This is a genomic window from Streptacidiphilus sp. BW17 (genome assembly GCF_041262485.1).
Taxonomy (GTDB): domain Bacteria; phylum Actinomycetota; class Actinomycetes; order Streptomycetales; family Streptomycetaceae; genus Streptacidiphilus.
Map to the genome: position 1 here is coordinate 74,844 of NZ_JBGCCR010000010.1, position 20,207 is coordinate 95,050.

The 20,207-nt window shown below is 72.1% G+C and carries 17 protein-coding genes; 7 read left to right on the top strand and 10 right to left on the bottom strand.

Going from position 1 to position 20,207, the window contains the following annotated elements:
- The first annotated feature begins 93 nt into the window (after positions 1–93).
- Complete coding sequence (locus tag ABH940_RS14900; RefSeq protein ID WP_370105433.1) at positions 94–1,851, top strand: acyl-CoA synthetase; 1,758 nt, start codon at positions 94–96, stop codon at positions 1,849–1,851.
- A gap of 215 nt (positions 1,852–2,066) precedes the next feature.
- Complete coding sequence (locus ABH940_RS14905) at positions 2,067–2,762, top strand: hypothetical protein (RefSeq protein ID WP_370105434.1); 696 nt, start codon at positions 2,067–2,069, stop codon at positions 2,760–2,762.
- A gap of 25 nt (positions 2,763–2,787) precedes the next feature.
- Here the strand turns inward: ABH940_RS14905 and ABH940_RS14910 are convergent, their stop codons facing one another.
- Positions 2,788–4,008 (bottom strand): DUF2332 domain-containing protein, encoded by a 1,221-nt coding sequence (locus ABH940_RS14910; protein WP_370068023.1) that lies wholly within the window; start codon positions 4,006–4,008, stop codon positions 2,788–2,790.
- Positions 4,009–4,177: 169 nt separating this feature from the next.
- On the opposite strand from ABH940_RS14910, the gene ABH940_RS14915 reads away from it, so the two are divergent.
- Positions 4,178–4,684, top strand: a complete 507-nt coding sequence (locus ABH940_RS14915) for a DUF2087 domain-containing protein (protein WP_370105435.1) — start codon at positions 4,178–4,180, stop codon at positions 4,682–4,684.
- 7 nt (positions 4,685–4,691) lie between these two features.
- Here ABH940_RS14915 and ABH940_RS14920 read toward each other — a convergent pair whose 3' ends face one another.
- The 3 genes from ABH940_RS14920 to ABH940_RS14930 form a co-directional block, all read right to left on the bottom strand.
- Entirely contained in the window at positions 4,692–5,714 is a 1,023-nt protein-coding gene (locus tag ABH940_RS14920; protein WP_370068027.1) for a ketopantoate reductase family protein, read from the bottom strand.
- 73 nt (positions 5,715–5,787) lie between these two features.
- The gene (locus tag ABH940_RS14925; protein ID WP_370068029.1) at positions 5,788–5,997 is read right to left on the bottom strand and encodes a hypothetical protein; all 210 of its coding nucleotides are present in this window, start codon (positions 5,995–5,997) and stop codon (positions 5,788–5,790) included.
- A 128-nt stretch (positions 5,998–6,125) separates the two neighbouring features.
- On the bottom strand, positions 6,126–7,307 hold the full coding sequence (locus tag ABH940_RS14930; protein ID WP_370105436.1) for a VIT1/CCC1 transporter family protein: 1,182 nt from the start codon (positions 7,305–7,307) through the stop codon (positions 6,126–6,128).
- A gap of 536 nt (positions 7,308–7,843) precedes the next feature.
- On the opposite strand from ABH940_RS14930, the gene ABH940_RS14935 reads away from it, so the two are divergent.
- The gene (locus ABH940_RS14935; RefSeq protein WP_370105437.1) at positions 7,844–9,607 is read left to right on the top strand and encodes a DUF1003 domain-containing protein; all 1,764 of its coding nucleotides are present in this window, start codon (positions 7,844–7,846) and stop codon (positions 9,605–9,607) included.
- Positions 9,608–9,654: 47 nt separating this feature from the next.
- On the opposite strand, the gene ABH940_RS14940 is transcribed toward ABH940_RS14935, so the two are convergent.
- Together ABH940_RS14940 and ABH940_RS14945 are read right to left on the bottom strand one after the other, a co-directional pair.
- Positions 9,655–10,422: a dienelactone hydrolase family protein gene (locus ABH940_RS14940; RefSeq protein WP_370068035.1), complete on the bottom strand. Its 768-nt coding sequence runs from the start codon at positions 10,420–10,422 to the stop codon at positions 9,655–9,657.
- A gap of 8 nt (positions 10,423–10,430) precedes the next feature.
- The gene (locus tag ABH940_RS14945; RefSeq protein ID WP_370068037.1) at positions 10,431–11,954 is read right to left on the bottom strand and encodes an MFS transporter; all 1,524 of its coding nucleotides are present in this window, start codon (positions 11,952–11,954) and stop codon (positions 10,431–10,433) included.
- Between the two features lie 94 nt (positions 11,955–12,048).
- Here ABH940_RS14945 and ABH940_RS14950 point away from each other — a divergent pair, with 94 nt between their 5' ends.
- Complete coding sequence (locus ABH940_RS14950; protein ID WP_370105438.1) at positions 12,049–12,594, top strand: winged helix-turn-helix transcriptional regulator; 546 nt, start codon at positions 12,049–12,051, stop codon at positions 12,592–12,594.
- A gap of 15 nt (positions 12,595–12,609) precedes the next feature.
- On the opposite strand, the gene ABH940_RS14955 is transcribed toward ABH940_RS14950, so the two are convergent.
- The 4 genes from ABH940_RS14955 to ABH940_RS14970 all read right to left on the bottom strand — a co-directional run bounded on the left by ABH940_RS14955 (position 12,610) and on the right by ABH940_RS14970 (position 17,370).
- Positions 12,610–13,365: an MBL fold metallo-hydrolase gene (locus tag ABH940_RS14955; protein ID WP_370068041.1), complete on the bottom strand. Its 756-nt coding sequence runs from the start codon at positions 13,363–13,365 to the stop codon at positions 12,610–12,612.
- Between the two features lie 90 nt (positions 13,366–13,455).
- Positions 13,456–15,045, bottom strand: a complete 1,590-nt coding sequence (locus tag ABH940_RS14960; protein ID WP_370105439.1) for an acyl-CoA synthetase — start codon at positions 15,043–15,045, stop codon at positions 13,456–13,458.
- Positions 15,042–16,214, bottom strand: a complete 1,173-nt coding sequence (locus tag ABH940_RS14965; protein WP_370105440.1) for an NAD(P)H-dependent flavin oxidoreductase — start codon at positions 16,212–16,214, stop codon at positions 15,042–15,044. Before ABH940_RS14965 ends, ABH940_RS14960 begins: the two co-directional genes overlap by 4 nt.
- A 175-nt stretch (positions 16,215–16,389) precedes the next feature.
- Positions 16,390–17,370: a serine/threonine-protein kinase gene (locus ABH940_RS14970; protein WP_370068047.1), complete on the bottom strand. Its 981-nt coding sequence runs from the start codon at positions 17,368–17,370 to the stop codon at positions 16,390–16,392.
- A 438-nt stretch (positions 17,371–17,808) separates the two neighbouring features.
- Between ABH940_RS14970 and ABH940_RS14975 the strand changes: the two genes are divergently transcribed.
- Together ABH940_RS14975 and ABH940_RS14980 are read left to right on the top strand one after the other, a co-directional pair.
- Positions 17,809–19,032, top strand: coding sequence for an arylsulfotransferase family protein (locus ABH940_RS14975; RefSeq protein WP_370105441.1), 1,224 nt, complete (start codon positions 17,809–17,811; stop codon positions 19,030–19,032).
- Between the two features lie 106 nt (positions 19,033–19,138).
- Positions 19,139–20,179 carry an NAD(P)-dependent alcohol dehydrogenase gene (locus tag ABH940_RS14980; RefSeq protein ID WP_370068329.1) on the top strand — a complete coding sequence of 347 codons (1,041 nt, stop codon included), beginning with the start codon at positions 19,139–19,141 and terminating at the stop codon, positions 20,177–20,179.
- The last annotated feature ends 28 nt before the right edge of the window (positions 20,180–20,207 follow it).

Sequence of the window (20,207 nt, forward strand, 5' to 3'; positions counted from 1 at the left end):
GTCTTGCTGACGGGTTTTCAAGTACAGTTCCAAGAACAAGTTCACGACGCCGGAAGCCTGGAGTTCTGAACGTCCCGCTCCTACTCTCCGGCCATGGAATTCAACCTGGCCGATCTGTTCGAGCAAGCGGTTGACCACTTCCCCCGGCGTGAGGCGATCAGCTGCGCCACCGTCGAGGGCCGGGCCGTGCAGCGGCGCACCTTCGCGGAGCTGGACGAGCGCGCCAACCGCCTCGCCCACCACCTGTCGGAGGCCGGGCTCGGTCCGGGCGACCGGATCGCCGTCTACGCGCTGAACTGCGCGGAGTGGGTCGAGTCGCTGCTGGCGATCTGCAAGGTGCGCGCGGTCTGCGTCAACGTGAACTACCGCTACGTCACGGACGAGTTGACGTACCTGCTCGGCATGGCAGAGCCCAAGGCGATGATCTACCAGGAACGCTTCGCCAGCCGGGTTGCCGAGGTCCGGCCCGGGCTGCCCGCTCTCCGGCACCTGATCGTGATCGAGGAGCCGGGGAGCGGCGGTCCGGACGTGCCCGCCGACTCGGCCGCCAACCTGCCCGACGTCAACCTGTCCGACGTCAACCTGTCCGACGTCAACCTGCTCGCTGTCCCCTACGAGAAGGCGATCGCCGCCGGTAGCCCGCAGCGTGACTTCGCACCGCGCTCGGCCGACGACCACTACCTGCTCTTCACCGGCGGGACGACCGGCCTGCCGAAGGGCGTCGTCTGGCGGCAGGAGGATGTCTTCTTCGCCCTCGGCGGCGGCATCGACGTCACCAACGGCCACCGGATGGCGACCCCCGAGGAGATCGTCACGACCGGCTACGCCAACCCGGTCACCTTCCTCCCGATCGCCCCGCTGATGCACGGCGCGACCCAGTGGGCGCTGATGCAGCAGCTGTTCCGTGGCAACCGCGCGGTGCTGGTCGACCGCTTCGACGCGGACCGGGTCTGGCAGCTGGTCGGCAGCGAGAAGGTGCACGTGGTGATGATCACCGGCGACGCGATGGGCCGACCCCTGGTCGAGGCCCTCGGCGCTGCCGTCGAGGCGGGAGGGGACGGTGAGGCCAGCGGGGACGGTGGGGGCGGCGAGGACGGCGGGGACAGCAGCGGCGACCGCTACGACGTGACGTCGCTGTTCGGGCTGGTCAGCAGCGCCGCGTTGTTCTCCGCGCCGGTGAAGAACCGCTTCCTCGACCTGCTGCCGAACCTCTACCTGAGCGATGCGATCGGCTCCAGCGAGGGCGGCGCGGGCGGCGTCAGCCAGTGGAGCGCCGCCGACCGGGCGGGCGGCGGACAGGGCTCGGTGACCACCCGGCCGATCGACGACTCCGACGTGGTCGACGACGACCTCAACCCGCTCCCGGCGGGCGTCGTCGGCCGGCTCGCCCGGCGCGGCAACATACCGCTCTGCTACCTGAGCGACCCGGCCAAGAGCGCGGAGGTCTTCCGCACCGCGCCTGACGGCACCCGTTACGCCGTGCCCGGCGACTGGGCGCGGCGGGAGGAGGACGGCCGGATCACCCTGCTCGGGCGTGGGTCGTCGTGCATCAACTCCGGCGGGGAGAAGGTCTTCCCCGAGGAGGTCGAGTCGGCGATCAAGGCCCACCCGGCGGTCTACGACACGGTTGTGGTCGGCGCACCGGACGAGCGGTGGGGCGAGACCGTGGTGGCGCTGGTCCACCAGCGGGAGGGGCAGCCCGAGCTCACTCTGGAGGCACTGCAGGCGCACTGTCGGGCCCATGTCGCTGGCTACAAGGTCCCGCGCCGCCTCCACCTGGTCCCGTCGATCGAGCGCACCCCGGCCGGCAAGCCGGACATGCGGTGGGCGAAGCAGGTGGCCACCGTCTGACCGCGCCGACCTGCACCTCTGGCTGTCACGGGCCCCCTCCGGACCTGCTCCGGACCTACTCCGACGGACCGGCATCAGGGTCCGCTCAGGGGTCGCCCTCGGGGTTCTCCCCCAGAGTTCCCCGAGCTCCCCCTGATCACCGGCGACGCCGTCACCGCGAGAGGTTACGGTGGATTCGTGCGGACAGGGGCGTCAGCGAGAAGGGCAGGTCGGCCATGGAGGTTGCAGGAGTGCTGAGCGCCTTGTTCGCCCTCGTGGGCATCAGCGTGATCGTCCTGGTGGTCCTCGGGATGGTCCGAGCCGCCCGCGCGGTGGGGGCCAAGGCGGAGGACCTCACGCTCAAAACCAAGGCGTACACCAATCTCGGACCCCAGGGCCGGATCGCCACCACCCGGCTCCGGCTACGCGGAGCCTTGGAGGGCACCCGGGACGCGCTGAACGCCGCCGCCTCGCAGGACGCGCAGGTCGGTGAGTCGATGGCGCTGTTCAGGCGGCTCAGCGAGCACGCGGCCGAGCTCGACGGCCAGCTGCGCGTGCTGGAGCGCGAGCCCGACGCCGCGCGCGTCGACGCCAAGCTCTCGGAGCTGCGGCGGCGCGCCGAGCGGATCATGCACGCCGCGGAGGAGCTGCGCTGGGCCGTACAGGACCGCCAACACCGCTTCTCCGAGGACGAGCTCGGTCGGCTCACCGACGAGTGCACGCAGGAGGCCGACGCGCTCCGTCACTGGGACCGCCCCGGACAGGCGGAGGCAGACGCGACCACGGGGCAGGCCGCCACTGCCACCGGCGCCCGAGGCCCCGCCGGCCAGGGGCCGAAGCGGCTGAACGCCGCCCGCTGGCCCACGGCCGACGAGATGATCGGCTTCGTCGACCGGATACGTCGGCCAAGCGGCGAGGCCAACTCCCGCTGACGGGCGGCCACATCGCCTGCATCGCTCACATTGCCCAAGCGGGCAGCCCGTGCGGGTAGGCCTCGGCCAGCAGGATCCGATCCCGCCTGCCGATGCGCACCGACGCGCGGAAGGGGAAGCTGCTGCCGACCCGCTCGGGCTCGAAGGAGACGTGGGCGAACGGCGCGTCCGGGCTGCTCTCGTCGGCGAGCCGGGCCAGTTGGTCGTTGACCTCGGCCCATTCCGGCGCCGGGACGTACTGCTTCATGATCGAGTGCCAGACCACCGTCAACGTCCCGTCCTGGACCTGCGCGCGCTTCAGGAACTCCGCTGCTCCCAGCCGCTGCACCTGGGCCGGGTACCGGGCGGCCAGCTCCAACGCGCCGTGCAGTCGAGCGGAGCGGGCGGGCTGGTCGGGCCAGACGTAGGCGCGTAGGGCCAAGGCCCCGGTCTCGGTGAGTGGGTCGATGGGGGTCAGGTCACAGCCGTGGCGCTCGACCACGTCAAGGATGGGCCGCGACTCGGCCGCCTCGGCCAGCCAGGTCGGCACTGCGCCCTGCCAGGCGTCATCCAGGTGGACCGGCGAGTCCGGGTTGCCCCACGCGTACCCGGGAGCGGTGTAGCGGAAGAGCTCGGGACGGAGGTTCAGCCCGGCGCTGGAGCCGAGTTCGATGAGGCGGATCGGCAGCGGGTACTCCACGGCGGCACGCAGCAGACCGGCGATCAACAGGTTGGCGCGACCCACCTCGTTGGTCTGCGGTGGCCGGCTCATCCAGTCGCGGATCCACGGCAGCTCGTCGGCGACGACCTGGCGGAACTCCCGCCAGCACGCGTCCGCTCGGGAGGGGTCGGCGGTGCCGCCGGCGCTCGGGTAGTACGGCGCGAGGCGGGGCGCCCGACCGGTGAGGACGAGCGCGTGGACGCCGCCCAGGACGCGCAGGGCGATGGCGTCCGGTCCGGGCGCCTGCTCGTACCCGGCGACCGCATCGGCGCACGGGCCACCGGCGCGGATGTCCTCGGCGGCCCGGCGCAGCAGCCCAGCGTAGAACGGTGAGCCGAGTTCCTCGCAGCCGACGGCTTGCCGCTCGAACAAGGCGGCGGTGCGCTCCACGCCGGAGGCGGCGTCCGGCACGGTCTCGGCGACGAAGGCACCGCCCGAAGGCTGGCCCTCCGCAGCCGCGCCGGCCTGCGACCGGTCCGACTCAGACCGGTTCGGCTCAGACCGGTCTGTCGCACCGCTCGTGACCTCGCCCGATACCTCGCTCACGTGCATCCTCCGCTCTGCGTTCACACTGGTGCTGATCATGCACCAGGCGGTGCCTTCCCACACCGACGCGGAGGGTGAGCCCCATCACGGACCCGAACGGCGAACCGCGAACGGCGAACGCCAACAATTCGGTCGCCCCGCCGCGCGGGCGAGGAATAGCCTCCCGGGCATGCCTGATCTGTCGCTGCTCGCACCGCTCGCCTCCGCCCTCGCCGACCGGGACCGGCTGCACGCCTATGCCACCGCCGTCCTGGCCGGAGCCGCGGGCGTGGCTCCCGCAGAGCTCGGGCGTCACGCCGCCCGGTTGCAGTCGGCGGGCCTGCTCCGGTTGCGGTCGGAGGACGGCCGGCTGGTCGCCGACGCAGAGACGTTCGCTACGGCTCTGCGCGGCCCGGCCAAGCACCAGGACGCGACCGGCACACCCGGCGCGGATGTGGCGCAGTTCTTCCGAGACGGGCGGCTGACCGAGATTCCGGTCCGACCGGCACGACGACTCGCACTGCTGGCCCACCTCACGGGGCGGATCTTCGAGCCGGGCGTCCGCTACACCGAGCCCGAGGTCAACATCGCGCTGAAGCAGTACTGGGACGACTGTGCGGCGCTGCGCCGCTACCTGGTCGAGAACGGCTTCCTGACCCGCTCCGCCGACGGCACCTCCTACCGCGTCGCGGACTGACCCATGATCAGGCGGGGCGTGTGCCACCGAGCAGCACGCGGAGTTCGTCCGCAGTGACGCTCCCGGGCGGGAGACCCTCCAGGGCCAGCCGGGTCACCTCGTGGCGCAGCAGGTCGTTGAGCGGGGTCGGCACACCGTGCGTCCGCCCCAACAGGGCGATCTCACCGTTGAGGTAGTCCGCCTCGACGCTGCCGCCGCGGGTCAGGCTCTGCCAGGTCGATCCGCCGGCCCGGTCGACGTCGGGGATGTCCGTGACCCGCATCCGCTCGCCCTGCACCACGGCGCGTTCCTTCTCGGAACTGTAGGCGATCCCGGCCGCATCGAGCGCGGCCACGCCCTCGGCCCTGACCTGCGCCAGCAGGTCCTCGGCTCCGACCTCCAGCGCGGAACGGCCGAGCAGCGCCTCCAGCGCATTGGCAAGGTTGTTGAGCAGTTTGCCGTACTTCCACCGCATCACGTCCGGCACCACCGGGGCCGCGAAGTACGACTCCTCCAGGTCGGCGGAGAGGTCCTGCAGCAGCGGGCTCGGGGCGTCCGTCTGCCGGGCAGGGTAGTGACCGAGCGTCAGGATCCCGGTGAGCGGGGAACAGTGCGCCACCACGGTGCCCGGCTCCAGATGGGTCGCGGGCAGCCAGACGGTCATGCCCACCACGGTGCGGAAGTGCCGCAGCGCTGCCCGCTCGTTGGCGACGCCGTTCTGCGCGCAGACGATCGGCAGTACCTCGCCCGCCGTGCCGCCACCCCTGACGGGCGCGGCCGACCACTGTCGCAACAGCCCCTCGCTGTCCTGCGACTTGACCGCGAGCACCAGCACGTCGTCCGCGCCGAGCGGGCCCATGTCCTCGTGGTGCGCATAGGCGGGGATACGCAACCGTTCCTCGCCCTGCGGCGTCACCAACCGCAGCCCCCAGGTGCGCAGCGCGTCCAGATGCGCGCCGCGCGCGACCAGGGCGACCTCGCGCCCGCTCTGGGCCAACCGCCCACCGACAGCGCCGCCGACGGCGCCCGCCCCGACGATGATGTAGCGCATGCGGACGACTCTAGCGTCCGCATCGCCGCCAGCGACGTTCCTTGCGGCGCGCACCCCTCGGGTCGGTGCGGCGTCAGCCGTCGTGGCCGAAGATCTGCTGCCGCACGCAGTGGCCTGCGGCGGTGGGGCCCGTGACGGGCGAGAGGACGAGGTCCGGCAGGCAGGTGACGGCGGCCTTGAAGCCGTTGGACTGGGGCGAGTTCGCGCCGTCGTCGGCGTGCGCGGGAGCGGCGAGGGCGAGTCCTGCGGTGGTGAGTACGGCGAGCGCGATGACCTTCTTCATGCACTGGCAACGACGAGGCCCGGAACTGGTCACTCCCCGACCCTCGCCTGGCGGCGGGTCGGTCGCCGTAGCGCAGCACCGCGGCGCAACAGTCCTCGACCAGGGCGCGGGGCAGCACCTCGCCGATGTCAGTGCAGCCCGCCCGCACCGATGACGTGGCCGAAGACGAAGACGAGCAGCGCCGCACCGCCGCCGACCAGGAGTTGCCGAAAGCCGGAGCGCAGCACTGGTCGGCCGTTGACCAGGCCGAGCGCGCCGCCGACCGTGAACAGCGCCAGCCCGGTCAGGCCCACGGCCGTGGCCAGGGCAGCGCCGCCGCCCCCGAAGAGGTACGGGAGGATGACGACTACCGCACCGAGGGCGAAAGCGAGCAGGCTGGACAGAGCGGCAGCCCACGGCGAGCCCAACTCGTCGGGATCGAGACCGAGTTCCTCTCGGGCCATGGTCTCCAGGGCGCTGTCGGGGTTCTTCATGATGGTGGCGGCGACCTGCTGGGCCTCCTCCGCGCTCAGGCCCTTGGCCCGGTAGATCAGGGCCAGCTCCTCAGCCTCCGCCTCGGGATCCTCCTGCAGTTCGGCTGCCTCCTGGGAGAGTTCACGCTCGTAGGACTCGCGCTGGCTGCGCATGGAGATGTACTCCCCCGCCGCCATCGAGAAGGCTCCGGCGAGCAGACCGGCGACGCCGGCGAAGAGGACGGTCGCCGGCGCGGCGCCGGAGCCGGCGAAGCCCAGCACCAGCGAGCCGTTGGAGACCAGTCCGTCGTTGACCCCGAAGACCCCCGCGCGCAGCGCGCCGGACCGGTCGCTGCGGTGCCAGCGTTCGCGGCGCAGGATGCCGCGACCGCCCGCCTCCCCCTGTGGACCCGCGGACGCGGCGCCGTCCTCACGCAGCCGCGTCAGCACGCGGGCGTGGGAGCGCTCGTCGGCGGCCATGCCGGGGGCGGCGTCGGGATCGCCCAGATAGAGGCCCGAGTCCGCCCGCTCCGCGCGCTCCACGAAGGGCAGGGCCAGATCGACCGAGTACCGACGCGCCAGCCAGGACAGCACCCGGACCCGGGGCCCGACGCGGCCCGGCTGCGGCACGGACTCGCCGAGTTCGGTCAGCTTGTGCTCCCAGTGCGCGGCGTGCCGGTCCTCGATGGCGGCGAGCTCCAGCAGGATCTGCCGCCGCTCGCCCTCCGCACCGTCCGCGAGCGCGCGGTAGAGCACGGCGCTCTGCCGCTCGGCGTCCAGGGCCGCCCGGAAGCGGGCACGCGCCGCGCGCTGGTCGGCGGGGCTGTGGAGCTGGGGGGAGATGCTCGTGGTGCCCATGGCTTCGATCCCTTCTGTCGAACGCGTCCAGTTTAGATAAAGTCTAATCTTCAATCTACTCGGACTTTAGCCCTAGTCCTACCGCTGCGGCCACAACCCCCGCCCCTGCCCGGCGTCACCACTTCGGGCGGAGACGCGTCTCAAAGTGCTGGTCAGAGGCCTGGGCCGGGGTGAGACGGCCGGTAGGGCGCACCGGACACCTGGCACATCCCGGTCGCATCGCGAAAGATCACTCACGGCGGCGGTGAACCGTCACGGACAGGGACACCTGGGGCGCTGCCCGCCCGCACCTGCCAACGGCCCGTGCCCTACGAGGGGAGGGCACGGACCTGGACCGATGAGGCAACCGCCGCGCGCGCCGACGCGGCGGTTGCCTCTCCGCGTCGGCGCGCCGCATCCCCGGCCGACCCTCGAACGCACGCCGCGCCACGTCGTGCGGGTGCGGGTGCGGGTGCGGCTGGATCACACGGGCCAACTTGCGCACCGGAGATGACGAGTGGTCACATGCCCCCTCCGGACCAACCTGGGGAGCGCGTGTGAGTGATGTCGGCGATACGGAAACCGGACTGCCCGCGCAGCCCGTCACGATTGCCGACGAGCGGGTGGGCGTCAACGGCGCGATCGCCGCGGCGCTGACCCAGGGCGTGGGGTCCATGCCCGCGCTCTACTTCACCCTGGTCTTCTGCGGCGTCTGGATGATTCTGGCCACCTTGGGCCCGCTGCACCGGATCGACCCCTACCCGTTCGGGTTCCTGCTCTTCCTCAACAACGTCGTGCAGCTGGTGCTCTGCGCGGTGATCCTGGTCGGCCAGCGGGTGCTCGGGAAGGCCGCCGACCGGCGGGCCGTACAGACCTACAGCAACGCGGAGGCGATCTTCGCGCAGGTCGCGGACCTGCAGGCGCATCTCGACCGGCACGACCGCGCGCTCGGACGCGGCGCCAGCCTGCTGGAGTCCAGCCCGCACCCGTGGATCCGGGGCCACCGGGTCCAACCGCCGCCGCAGGCCGTGGACCACGCCGTCGGCGTCAACGGCAGGATCGCCGCCTGGTTGACCGGGCGGCTGGGCAGCATGGGGGCGTTCTACATCGCCGCAGGCACGCAGGTCGTCTGGATCGGGGCGGCCGAGCTGGGACTGCAGACCTTCGACCCCTACCCGTTCGCGTTCATGTCCTTCCTGTCCACCTTCGCGCAGCTGGTCTTCATGATCGTGATCATGGTCGGGCAGAAGGTGCTCAGCCTCTCCGGCGACCGGCGCTCCGAGCAGACCTTCCTCGACGCCGAGGCGATCCTGCACGAGTGCCGCCGGATGAAGGCGCGTCTGGCCGCGCAGGACCGCGTGATCGACAGTCTCGCCGACTACACCTCGGCCCAGGTCGCCGAACACCTGGCACAGGCCCTGCACCAGAGCCGGATGCAGGCCACCAGCGACGCCACGGCTCAACCGCCCTCCCGCGGGGCCGGGCTGCCGCCCTGGCACGCGCTGCCGGACGACTCGCGCGAGGCCGGTCGGGAGCACGCGCGCCGCGTCGGCGAGAGCCTGGCCGCGATCGGCTGCCTGACGTTCCCCGCCGCCCACACCGTCCACGGCCCCGAGCCGATCACCGCCTTCGACGACCACGAGGCGGAGGTGCTGGCCCGGCTGGAGCACGAGTACCGGCTGAGCGAGGAGGCGAGCCAGGACGGCGCCCGCCAGGGCGAGTTGGCGTCCTGGGGCGAACTGTCCGAGCCCGCACGCGCACAGGCCGTCGACGCCGTGCGGTATCTGCCCACCGTGCTGGCCGACATCGGCTTCCAGGTGCTGCGCACCGGTCCCGAAGCGGACGGGGTGGGTGAGATCGACTTCACGACAGAGGAGTGGGCGACGCTGCACCAGGCCCTGATGGCCTCGGGAGTCCTGGTCGCCCTCGCCGAGGGCGAGATCGACGCGGAGGAGATCTTCGCCATGGTCCAGCTGCTGCGCGAGGCCGGACTGACCCATCCCCAGCGCCTGATCCGCGAGTTGGCCGCGACCTCGACCTTCGACACCGGACTGCGGGCGGGAATCCGTTACGCCGACTACGAGAAGACGGCGCTGGACGCCATCCATGCGGCCTGCATGCTCCTCACCCGTCGGGCGGTCGACGAACTGGCAGGCTTCCTCAGCTTCCTGACGGAGATCGCGGGAGCGGTCGCCGACGCCAACAACGAAGGCGGCTTCTTCGGCCTGGGCGCCCGAGGCCGGACGCCGCGCGAGACCGCGGCGATGGAGGCGGTGGCACTGGCCGCCCAACTCGTGCCGCATCCGCGTGAGGTCAGGTGACTGAGTTCACGCAGGTTCAGGGTGGTTCAGGGTGGTTCAGGGTGAGCTCAACGGCACCCAAGGTGCCGGTCGAGGAAGGCGTGCCGGAGGTCCGGTGCGTGCGGCGGGGTGTGGCCGTGGGCGCCGGGGAAGGCGTGGAGCTCCTTGTCCGGGCTCGCGAAGGCGTCGAACAGGTCGAGCTGGCCCTGGCGCGGGAAGAGTCCGTCGTCCCGCTGGAGATGGAACAGGACGGGCGCGGTGATGCGGGCGGCGTCCTGCAACGCGCGGTCCGGGGCCTGGAGTCCCGGGTCGAGGTCGGGCGAGGCCTGGACGCCGAACTTCCCGAAGACGGCGCACTTCAGGGACCCGCCGAGTCCGACTGCGGCGGCCAGACCGAACCGGGTGGCCATGGACAGCCCGACGTACGCCTGTCGTCCCGGATCGGCCAGTCCCGTGCGCACCAGCAGGTCGCGGGCCGCGACCCAGTCGTCGGCCATCCGGTCCAGCACGCGTTCGACGCCCTCGGCGGCGATCAGCGCCTGGTACTCGGCGGCTACGAGGGGTGAGGGGACGCGGTCGCCGTGGTGCGGGCCGTCGATGGCGACCGCCGCGTGCCCGGACCGGGTGACCCGCTCCGCCGTCGTCAGGATGCGCTCGCTGCGCCGGTGCCCGCTGCCGCCGTGTCCCAGCAGGACCAGCGGCACCGGTCCCGAGTGCCCGACCGGCGTCCACACCGTGCCGGGGACGGGCGAGGAACCGCGACGGATCACGAACGAGCGTTCCGTGGCGTGTTCGGATGTGCGGTGCTCCTCGCCCCAGTCCACCTGATGGCTCATCCGGAAACTCATCCGGCCATCCAAGCACGGGTGGTGGCCCGCGACTCGTCGGTCGTCCCGCCCGCCACCGGGGCGGCGTTCACGCCGGAACCGGCGACCGGCACCGGCACCGGCGGTTCGGCGCTCGACGGCCGTGCCGTGCGCGACTCTGCGATCCGGGCCCACAGCGCGATCGCCGCGCCGGCCAGGCAGAGCAGGGCTGCGACCAGCACCGCGTGGTTCGCGCCCGTCGCCGTGGCCACCGCGGGCCCGCGCGCCGACCGGCTCTGGCTTACGACGGTGATCATCACCGCCACGCCCAGTGCCGAACCGAGGTACCGGGCCGTGTTGTTGGCGCCCGACCCCATCGCGGCGCGGTCGGCGGGCACGCTGCTGACGGCGAGTCGGGCCAGCCCGGCGTTCAGCACCCCGCTGCCGACGCCCGCGACGACCAGACCGGGCACCAAGTGGGTCCACGACCCGTGCGCGTGCAGCCCGTACAGCGCGGCCTCGCCGATCCCGCAGAGTAGCAGCGCGCCGGCGAGCTGGGTGGTGGCCGCGACCCTGGTGGCCAGGCGGCGGGCCTGGAGCGCGGAGACCACGGAGAGCCCGGACCAGATCGCCAGCACCCAGGCCGCGGTCGCCGGCGTCTCGCCCAGCGCCTTCTGCAGCACGATCGGCAGGTAGCTGAACAAGCCAACGATGGAGAGTCCGGTGAAGAACGCGCCGCTTCCGGCCGCGACGAAACCCGGGCTGCGGAACAGGGCCAGGTCGAGCATCGGCTCCCGGACCCGCGACTCGACCAGGACGAACACAGCCAGCAGCAGGACGCCGAGGACCAGCAGCAGGACCACCTCCGGTCGGCCCCAGCCACTGCGGCCCTCGGCCAGTCCGGCGATCAGGCAGGAGGTTCCGCCGGCCAGTGCGAGCACGCCGAGCAGGTCGAGCCTGCGCCCGCGCTGGTTACGCGACTCGGTCAGCCCGAACGCGCTGAGCAGGAGCAGCAGCGCGGCAAGGGCAGCGAGCACCCAGTAGACACTGCGCCACCCGGCGGACCGCTCGACCAGCGCCGCGTAGACCGGACCGACGGCGATGCCGAGTCCGACCGACGCGCCCCAGTGACCCAGCGCCTTCACCCGTGCGGGACCGGCGGGGTAGGCGTGGCCGATCAGCCCGAGGCTCGGGGCGAGGATCGCCGCCGCCGCACAGCCCTGGAGCAGTCGTCCGGCGAGGAAGACCGCCGGGCCCGACGCGAGCGCCGACAGGCCGGTGGAGAGCAGCAGGAGCAGCGCTCCCGCGCCGAAGACGCGCTTGCGACCGAAGTCGTCGGCCAGGCTGCCCGCGGTCAGCAGGAGCGCGGCGAGGCCGACGAGCGTGCCGGTCAGCACCCAGGTCTGGGCCGTGGTGCCGAGGCGCAGGGCGGAGGCGGTGGGACCGAGCGTGGTCAGCGGCGCGGTGTAGTCGATCAGCACCAGGAGGGTGCCGAAGCAGGCGGTCAGCAGCGTGGATCCGGGCCGATGCGGCGGCGCGGCGGAGGGCTGGTCGGACGGCATGACACTCCCCGGCAAGAAGGTCTGGTGAATGAACCTACGGACGGCAATCTACCACCTAGGTTCGATGAATGAACCTTCAGCTATCCTGGAGCCCATGGCGCTCGGTATCGACTACGAACTGCAGGACTGCTCGCTGGCCCGCGCCCTGGAGGTGGTCGGCGAGCGCTGGAGCATGCTGATCCTCCGCGACGCCTTCTACGGCGTGCAGCGCTTCAACGACTTCCTCGCCCACCTCGACATCCCGCGCGCCGTGCTCACCGCACGGCTCCAGTCCCTGGTGGCAGCGGGCGTGCTGCGCAAGGAGCCGTACCAGCAGTCCCCCGTTCGCCACCGCTATCTGCTCACCGACTCCGGACGCGAACTGTGGCTGCCGGTCTACTCGTTGGCCATGTGGGGGGAACGGCACTCCTCGCCCGACGGGTCCCGGATGGTCTTCAGCCACGCGACCTGCGGCACCGTACTGGACCCGCTCTCCGGCTGCCCGTCCTGCGGCGTCCCGGTCCCGCCCGAGGACATCGAGGTGCGCCGCGGACCGGGGGCAAGGCCACACACGCGCGAGGACGCGGTCTCCCGAGCGCTGACCGCACGCCCCCACCGCCTGCTCACCCTGCTCCCGCCCGCCAAGCTGCCCCCGGCCTGAGCCGCGGAACAGGCGCTACCTCTCCCCGGACGTCCGGCGCAGGTAGCCGGCTGCGAGTTCACGCAGGCGCGTCCCGTCGAAGCTGCGCCCGTGGCCCGGGTGGACGAGCGCCACGTCCAGCTCGGCGAGCAGCTCCATGCTGCGCCGGTAGGCGGGCACGTCCGAGTCGGGGAGGTCGTCGATCAAATATCCGTCGTAGACCGCGTCGCCGGAGTACAACACCCCGGTGCGCTCCTCCAGCAGGCCGATGCTGTCGGCGGTGTGGCCCGGCAGGTGAAGGGCCGTCAGCGTCCGTCCGCCCAGGTCCACGCGGTCACCCGCCCGGAGTTCACGCGTCAGCCGGACCGGTTCGACTCGATAGCCGCGCGGGTCGTAACCCGGGTGCGGCAGCGCGTCGAGCAGCAGCTCGGGAACGGGCTCCCCGGCGTCGTCGATGCCGAGCTTCTCGCGGAGCTCCGCGCCGAACAGGCTGGCGGGGACACCTTCCGCGAGACTCCGGGCCGCAGTGGGATGGGCGGCACGCTCGCGGAACTCGTGCGCGCCGCCGACGTGGTCCAGATGCGCGTGGGTCAGAACCACCAGCGGGTCGCGCGCGAAGAGCTCCGGCAGCTCCTGACGCAGCGGCACCACGCCCAACCCCGCGTCGACGACGACATCGCGGTCGGTGCCGCGCAGCCACCACAGATTCGCCCGGACCAACGGGTCCACGTGCGGTTCGCTGATCCGGACGACGCCGTCGCCCGCCTCGCGCTGCTCGAACCAGTCCCCCATGGCGGCCCAGTCTGCCGCAGATCGCGCGTCCCGTGGAGTGGATCAGTAGACGAGGGGGATGAGCCGCTTCGTCCGGTCGCGGAGCGCCGGTCAGACCTGACGGGTGCGGCCCTCCCAGTAGGGGTCGCGCAGGCGGCGCTTGTAGAGCTTGCCGTTGGGGTCGCGGGGAAGTTCGGCGACGAAGTCGACGGAGCGGGGGCGCTTGTACTTCGCCAACACCCGCTCGCAGTGGGCCAGGATGTCCTGCGCCAGTTGCTCGCCGGGCTCGTGGCCGACGGCGGGTTCGACGACGGCCTTGACCTCCTCGCCCCAGTCGTCGTGCGGGATGCCGAAGGCCGCCGCGTCGGCGACGGCGGGGTGTTGGAGCAGGGCGGACTCGATCTCGGCCGGATAGATGTTGACGCCGCCGGAGATGATCATGTCGATCTTGCGGTCGCGCAGGAAGAGGTAGCCGTCGGCGTCCAGCAGCCCCAGGTCGCCCACGGTGAAGGAGTCACCGACCCGGTTGGCCTGTGTCTTCGCCTCGTCCTTGTGGTACGTGAACCCGCCGGTGTTCATCTTCAGGTAGACGGTGCCCAGTTCACCGGACGGCACCGGCTTGCCCTCGTCGTCGAGGACGGCGATCTCGCTGATCGGCCACGCCTTGCCGACCGTGCCCGGGCGAGCCAGCCACTCGGTGGCGGTGGCGTAGGTGCCGCCGCCCTCGCTGGCGGCGTAGTACTCCTCGACACACTCGCCCCACCACTCGATCATCGACCGCTTCACATGGTCCGGGCAGGGCGCGGCGCCGTGGATGGCGTGGCGCATCGAGGAGACGTCGTAGCGCGCCCGCGTGGCCTCCGGGAGTGCGAGCAGGCGGTGGAACTGGGTCGGCACCATGTGCGTGTGGGTGACCCGGTGACGGTCGATCAGCCGCAGCATGTCCTCCGGTGTCCAACGGTCCATCAGCACCACCTCGTGGCCCAGATGCAGGGACGCGGCGGCGAACTGGAGCACGGCGGTGTGGTACAGCGGCGAGCAGACCAGGTGCACGTTGCCATCGCCGGGCCGGATGCCGAAGATGCCGAGGAACCCACCGAGCGGCGTCTGCTCCGGCGGCCTGCCGATCAGCGGACGGCGGATGCCGCGCGGGCGGCCGGTGGTGCCGGAGGTGTAGTTCATCACCCAGCCGGTGGTGCGCTCGCTCGGGGTCGTTGCGCTGTGGCCGTCCAACAGGTCGTCGTACGGGCGGAATCCGGGCAGGTCGCCGACGGCGTAGCGACGCTCCTTCGGCAGGCCCGCCTCGTCGGCCGCGCCGGTCGCCGCCTCGGCGAAGCGCTCGTGCGCGACCAGCACCTTGGCGCCGCTGTCGGAGACGATCCAGGCGATCTCCGGCCCGACCAGATGGTGGTTGACCGGGACCAGGTAGAAGCCGGCCTGCGAGGCGGCCAGGTAGGCGGTGAAGAGCTCGACGCCGTTGGGCAGCACGACGGCGAAGGCGTCGCCGACGCCCAGGCCCGCCTCGCGCAGGCCGTGGACCAGCCGGTTGGCGGCGGCCAGCAGGCGTCCGGCGGTCCAGGCGGTGCCGTCGGGCGCGTGCATCACGACGCGCTCGGGGTCGGCTGCGGCCTGTGCCCAGAAGCCGTTCGCGTTCGCGTTCGCGTTGGCGTTGGCGTTGGCGTTGGCGTTGGCGTCGGTCATCCCTGGTCACCCTCCTCGGCGGTGCTCTCCACGTTCCGGCCCACGTTCCGGTCCGCGATGCGGTTCACGTTTCGGTCCGCGATGCGGTTCAGCCGGGCGACGGCCTGCTCGAAGCCGCGCGTCAGCTCGTCCATGACGGCCGCGACCGGCCGGACCTCGTTCATCTGGCCGACGATCTGGCCCACCGGCGTGCCGATCAGCTCGGGCGTCTCGTACGTCTGGATCCGGCTCAACGCGTCGGCGACCAGCAGGCCCTGGAGCGGCATCGGCAGGGTGCCGGGGCTCTCCGTCCCGTCCCAGGCCTCCGTCCACTGCGTGCGCAGCTGGCGCGCGGGCTTGCCGGTCAGCGAGCGGGAGCGGACGGTGTCGCCGCTGCCCGCCGCGAGCAGCTTCTGCCGCAGCACCGGCGAGGTCAGCTCCGACTCGGCGACCGTCAGCCAGACCGAGCCGAGCCAGACGCCCTGCGCGCCGAGCGCCAGACCGGCGGCGGCCTGCGCGCCGGTGCCGATGCCTCCGGCAGCCAGCACCGGCAACGGGTCGACGGCGGCGGCGACTTCGGGGACCAGCACCATGGTGCCGATCTCGCCGGTGTGCCCGCCCGCCTCGTGCCCCTGGGCGACGACGATGTCGATCCCGGCTGCGGCATGCCGCTGTGCGTGCCGGGCGCTCCCGGCCAGTGCGGCGACCAACACGCCCGCGTCGTGGGCGCGTTGGATCACGTCCGGGGGCGGCGAACCGAGCGCGCTGGCGAGCAGCTTGATCGGGTGCCCCAGCGCGACGTCGACGTGCGAACGCGCGACCTCCTCCATCCACCCGGTGATCCGCCATCCGCCGCGCTGCCCCGCCGGCAGCTCCGGAACGCCGTGCCGCGCCAACTGCTCGCGGACGAAGGCGCGGTGGCCCTCCGGGATCATCGCCTCGACCTGCTCGACGGTGACGCCCTCGACCTTCTTGGCGGGCATCACCACGTCGACGCCGTAGGGCAGACCGCCGCACTGGGCGTCCATCCAGTCGAGGTCCTTGGCCAGCGTCTCGGCCTCGCCGTACCGGACCGCACCGAGCACGCCGAGACCACCGGCCCGCGTGATCGCGGCGGCCACGGCGGGGAACGGCGTGAAGCCGAACACGGCGTGCTCGATGCCGAGTTGTTCGCTGAGTCGGGTCCTCATCGGCGGCTCTCCATCGCATCCGGCGTCACCCTGGTGGAGGCAGCATGGCGCACGGCGTCGGAGAGCGGAAGAGATTTTCTGACGCTGCGTCAGATCGGCGTCAGATCGGCGCCGGATCCGCGTCGGATCCGCGTCGGATTTGTTCGGCAGCAGCAGCACCCTCGCCAGGACGTGGTCAGCGCCGCCAGCGCCGCGTCAACGCGGCCACCGCCGGGGGCTCGGGCACGACGCGGACCAGCGAGACCGGGACCGGGCCGATCCCCCGCGCCCAGTCGGGGAGCGCGCCGCGCGCTCCCGGTGCGGCCTCGGCCGCCGCGTCCAGGCGGGCCAACACCGCGTGGGCGTCGGCGGGACGGTCCGCGGGGTCCTTAGCGAGCAGGTCGAGGACCAGGCGCTCCAGCGCGTCGGGGATCTCCGGCCGCTCCGCGCGCGGCGGCGGCACCGGGCTGTCGCGGTGGTCCAGCAGGATGACCAGCGGATCACCCGTGTGGAACGGCGGGTGACCGAGCAGCAGTTCGTACAGCAGGCAGCCGAACGAGTAGAGGTCGCTGCGCTCGTCGACGGCGGTGCCCTCGATCTGCTCGGGCGACATGTAGAACGGCGTGCCGATGGCGAAGGAGCTGCCGCCCATGCGAGCGGTGAAGCCCAGGTCGGTACCGAGCCGGGCGATGCCGAAGTCACAGATCTTGACGGTGCCGTCGACCGTGCGGATCAGGTTGGCGGGTTTGAGGTCGCGGTGGATCACACCGCGTTCGTGGGTGTAGGCGAGCGCGGTGGCTATCTGACGGCCGATCCCGATCGCCTCGACGGGCCGCAGCCGGCGTCCCCGGGCGGCGTTCAACAGCGCGCCGAGGTCCTCGCCGTGGAGCAACTCCATGACGAGGAAGAGGATGCCGGACCACTCGCCGGAATCGTGCACCACGGTGATCCCGGGGTGCTGCAACTGCGCCGCCAGGCGCGCCTCGCGCCGGAAACGCTCCTTGACCAGCTCGTCCGACGCTCCCCCGCGCCGTCCGGCCGTCTCGGGCATCAGGCACTTCACGGCGACCTGCCGCCCGAGGAACTCGTCCTCCGCCTTCCAGACCTCCCCCATTCCCCCTCGGCCGATCCGCCGCAGCAGTCGGTACCGTCCCTGGACCAGCGTGTTCTCGTCCACCCGAACAGTATGCGGGGCGACCCTCGTGCGCCCGCAGCCGCCCGCCTGAAAGATCGGCCGAAAGGTCGGCGGAAGGTCGGTGGAAAGGTCGGTGGAAAGGTCGGTGGAAAGGTCGGTGGAACACGCCGAAACGTGTCTGCAACACTGCTCTCAAGATCCGGACGGAAGTTGGCCCGGCGTCTCCTCCGCGTGCTAGCTTCCGGCCATGCAGCAGCGACGAATCGCCTTGACCACGCGGGGTCACATCGACCTCCTGCGGGTCTGTTCCGCTGCCTGTCGCGCCTGCTGAGCACCGCACGCGACCTCAGGTCGCCGGTTGAGCGCCGGCCGCGCCGACTCTGACTCCTGATCACTTCATCCGCACCGCAGGGGCCTTGTGCCGCCCCCGCGCTGTGCGGCGTCCATTCATGTCTGCCTGCCCACAGGACGAGGTTTCCCATGCCCAAGAACCGTCGGAATGCAAGCATCCTGACTGCCGCCGTCGCAGCAGTCGTCGCCGCCCTCCTGCCCGCCTCCGCCTCCGCCTCCACCGGCGCAGCCGGACACGCGCTGCCCCTCCCTCCCCTCAAGGTGCTGACCGACAAGCCCGGTACGGGGGGCGGAGATCTCTTCGTCGCGCCCTCGTCCGCCAACTCCGCCTACGCGAGCGGCGTGGAGATCCTCAGCCCCGACGGCCGCAAGGTCGTCTGGTCCCACACCGTGCCGACCGGCCAGGAGGCGGCGGACTTCCGCAAGCAGACCTACCAGGGGCGCCCGGTGCTCACCTGGTGGCAGGGCACCGGGCTCGGCGGGCTCACCCAGGGCGTCGACTACGTCTACAACGACCGCTACCAGAAGGTCGCCGAGGTCCGGGCCGGTAACGGCTACTCCACCGACGGACACGAGTTCCAGATCACCCCGCGCGGCACCGCGCTGATCCTCGCCTACAAGGAAGCCACCGCCGACCTGCGCGCGATCGGCGGCCCGGCGGACCAGAAGGTGCTCGACGGGGTGGTCCAGGAGATCGACATCCGCTCCGGCAAGGTCCTCTTCCAGTGGGACGCCGCCGACCACGTCCCCTACGCGCAGAGCGAGCAGCCGCTGCCCGCCTCGGCCGCCACGCCCTGGGACTGGTTCCACGTCAACGCGGTCAAGGAGGACACCGACGGCAGCCTGCTCGTCGACGCACGCAACACCTGGACCACGTACGACGTCTCCCGCACCTCCGGCGCGGTCCGCTGGCAGCTCGGCGGCAAGGACAGCTCGTTCACCCTGACCGCCGCCCACGGCCAGCGCCTGAACACGGCCCGGACGCTGTTCGCATGGCAGCACGACCCGGAGCCGCTCGGGCACGGGCTGTACACCTTCTTCGACAACGAGTCGGCGGGCGTCGCCAACACCGGCACCGGCGCGGTCTCCGAGCTCCCCTACAGCCGCGTGGACACCGTCCGGCTGGACCTGCGCACGCACACCGCCACGCTCGTCCGCTCGGTGGCGCAGCCGTCCGGGCTGAGCGCCTCGTCGCAGGGGAACGCGCAGACGCTGCGCAACGGGGATCTGACCGTCGGCTGGGGGTCGCTGCCGTACGTGTCGGAGTTCGGCCCGAGCGGCAAGCTGCTCTTCAACGCCGAGTTCCCGGCGGGGGTGAACACCTACCGCGCCTACCGCTTCGCCTGGGCGTGAGCCACCCGCCTGCCGAAGTGAAGCCTGGCGATGCGGATGCGGGAGCGCGGCGGGGAGGTGTGTAGTGGAAGACGACGCACCGTCGACGCGCAAGGAAGGCGGCCGGATGAAAGCGCTCCAGTACCGCAGCATCGGCGCAGCACCGGAGGTCGTGACCGTCCCGGATCCGGAACCGGGTCCGGGGCAGGTGCTGTTGCAGGTGACGGCAGCCGGGGTGTGCCACTCCGACATCGCCGTGATGAGCTGGCCCGCCGAGGCGCTTCCCTTCCCGCTGCCGCTCACGCTCGGCCACGAGGGCACGGGGACCGTCGCCGCGCTGGGCGAGGGCGTCGGCGGCGTGTCGGTCGGCGACTCCGTGGCCGTCTACGGTCCGTGGGGCTGCGGCATCTGCGTGAAGTGCGCCGAGGGCAAGGAGAACTACTGCCTGCGCGCGGCCGAGCTCGGCATCCGGCCGCCGGGACTGGGCGCGCCCGGCGCCATCGCCGAGTACCTGCTGGTCGACAGCGCCCGTCACCTGGTCCCGCTGGGCGATCTGGATCCGGTGAAAACCGTCCCGCTGACGGACGCCGGCCTCACGCCGTATCACGCGATCAAGGAGTCGCTGCCCAAGCTCGTCCCCGGCAGTACGGCCGTGGTCATCGGCACCGGCGGGCTCGGGCACGTGGCGATCCAGCTGTTGCGGGCGATGACGGCCGCGCACGTGGTGGCGCTGGACGTGAGCGACGAGAAGCTGGCCCTGGCCCGACAGGTCGGCGCGCACGAGACGGTGCTCAGCGACGAGCGCGCGGCCGACGCGGTGCGCGCGCTGACCGGCGGCGTCGGCGCGGAGGCGGTCTTCGACTTCGTCGGCGCGCCCCCGACGGTCAAGACCGCCGGGGCGATGGTCGGCGTCGAGGGCGACGTCACCATCGTCGGCATCGGCGGCGGCGCCCTGCCGGTCGGCTTCGGTGTCCTCCCCTACGACGCGGCGGTCCGCGCGCCGTACTGGGGGTCGCGCTCCGAGCTGATCGAGGTCCTCGACCTGGCCCGCGCGGGCGCGGTGGACGTCCATGTGGAGACCTACGGCATGGACGAGGCGCCGCTGGCCTACGAGCGCCTGCACGAAGGCAGGATCACCGGCCGCGCGGTCATCCTGCCGAACGGCTGATCGCTCGCATCCCGCGGTGGGCGCCGCT

Excerpts from the sequence above, each read along its gene's own strand:
- ABH940_RS14980 (WP_370068329.1), top strand. The coding sequence starts at position 19,139 with ATGAAAGCGCTCCAGTACCGCAGCATCGGCGCAGCACCGGAGGTCGTG.
- ABH940_RS14950 (WP_370105438.1), top strand. The coding sequence starts at position 12,049 with ATGGCGCTCGGTATCGACTACGAACTGCAGGACTGCTCGCTGGCCCGC.
- ABH940_RS14925 (WP_370068029.1), bottom strand. The coding sequence starts at position 5,997 with ATGAAGAAGGTCATCGCGCTCGCCGTACTCACCACCGCAGGACTCGCC.
- ABH940_RS14945 (WP_370068037.1), bottom strand. The coding sequence starts at position 11,954 with ATGCCGTCCGACCAGCCCTCCGCCGCGCCGCCGCATCGGCCCGGATCC.
- ABH940_RS14960 (WP_370105439.1), bottom strand. The coding sequence starts at position 15,045 with ATGACCGACGCCAACGCCAACGCCAACGCCAACGCCAACGCGAACGCG.
- ABH940_RS14965 (WP_370105440.1), bottom strand. The coding sequence starts at position 16,214 with ATGAGGACCCGACTCAGCGAACAACTCGGCATCGAGCACGCCGTGTTC.
- ABH940_RS14920 (WP_370068027.1), bottom strand. The coding sequence starts at position 5,714 with ATGCGCTACATCATCGTCGGGGCGGGCGCCGTCGGCGGCGCTGTCGGT.
- ABH940_RS14955 (WP_370068041.1), bottom strand. The coding sequence starts at position 13,365 with ATGGGGGACTGGTTCGAGCAGCGCGAGGCGGGCGACGGCGTCGTCCGG.
- ABH940_RS14905 (WP_370105434.1), top strand. The coding sequence starts at position 2,067 with ATGGAGGTTGCAGGAGTGCTGAGCGCCTTGTTCGCCCTCGTGGGCATC.
- ABH940_RS14930 (WP_370105436.1), bottom strand. The coding sequence starts at position 7,307 with ATGGGCACCACGAGCATCTCCCCCCAGCTCCACAGCCCCGCCGACCAG.
- ABH940_RS14900 (WP_370105433.1), top strand. The coding sequence starts at position 94 with ATGGAATTCAACCTGGCCGATCTGTTCGAGCAAGCGGTTGACCACTTC.
- ABH940_RS14940 (WP_370068035.1), bottom strand. The coding sequence starts at position 10,422 with ATGAGCCATCAGGTGGACTGGGGCGAGGAGCACCGCACATCCGAACAC.
- ABH940_RS14915 (WP_370105435.1), top strand. The coding sequence starts at position 4,178 with ATGCCTGATCTGTCGCTGCTCGCACCGCTCGCCTCCGCCCTCGCCGAC.
- ABH940_RS14975 (WP_370105441.1), top strand. The coding sequence starts at position 17,809 with ATGCCCAAGAACCGTCGGAATGCAAGCATCCTGACTGCCGCCGTCGCA.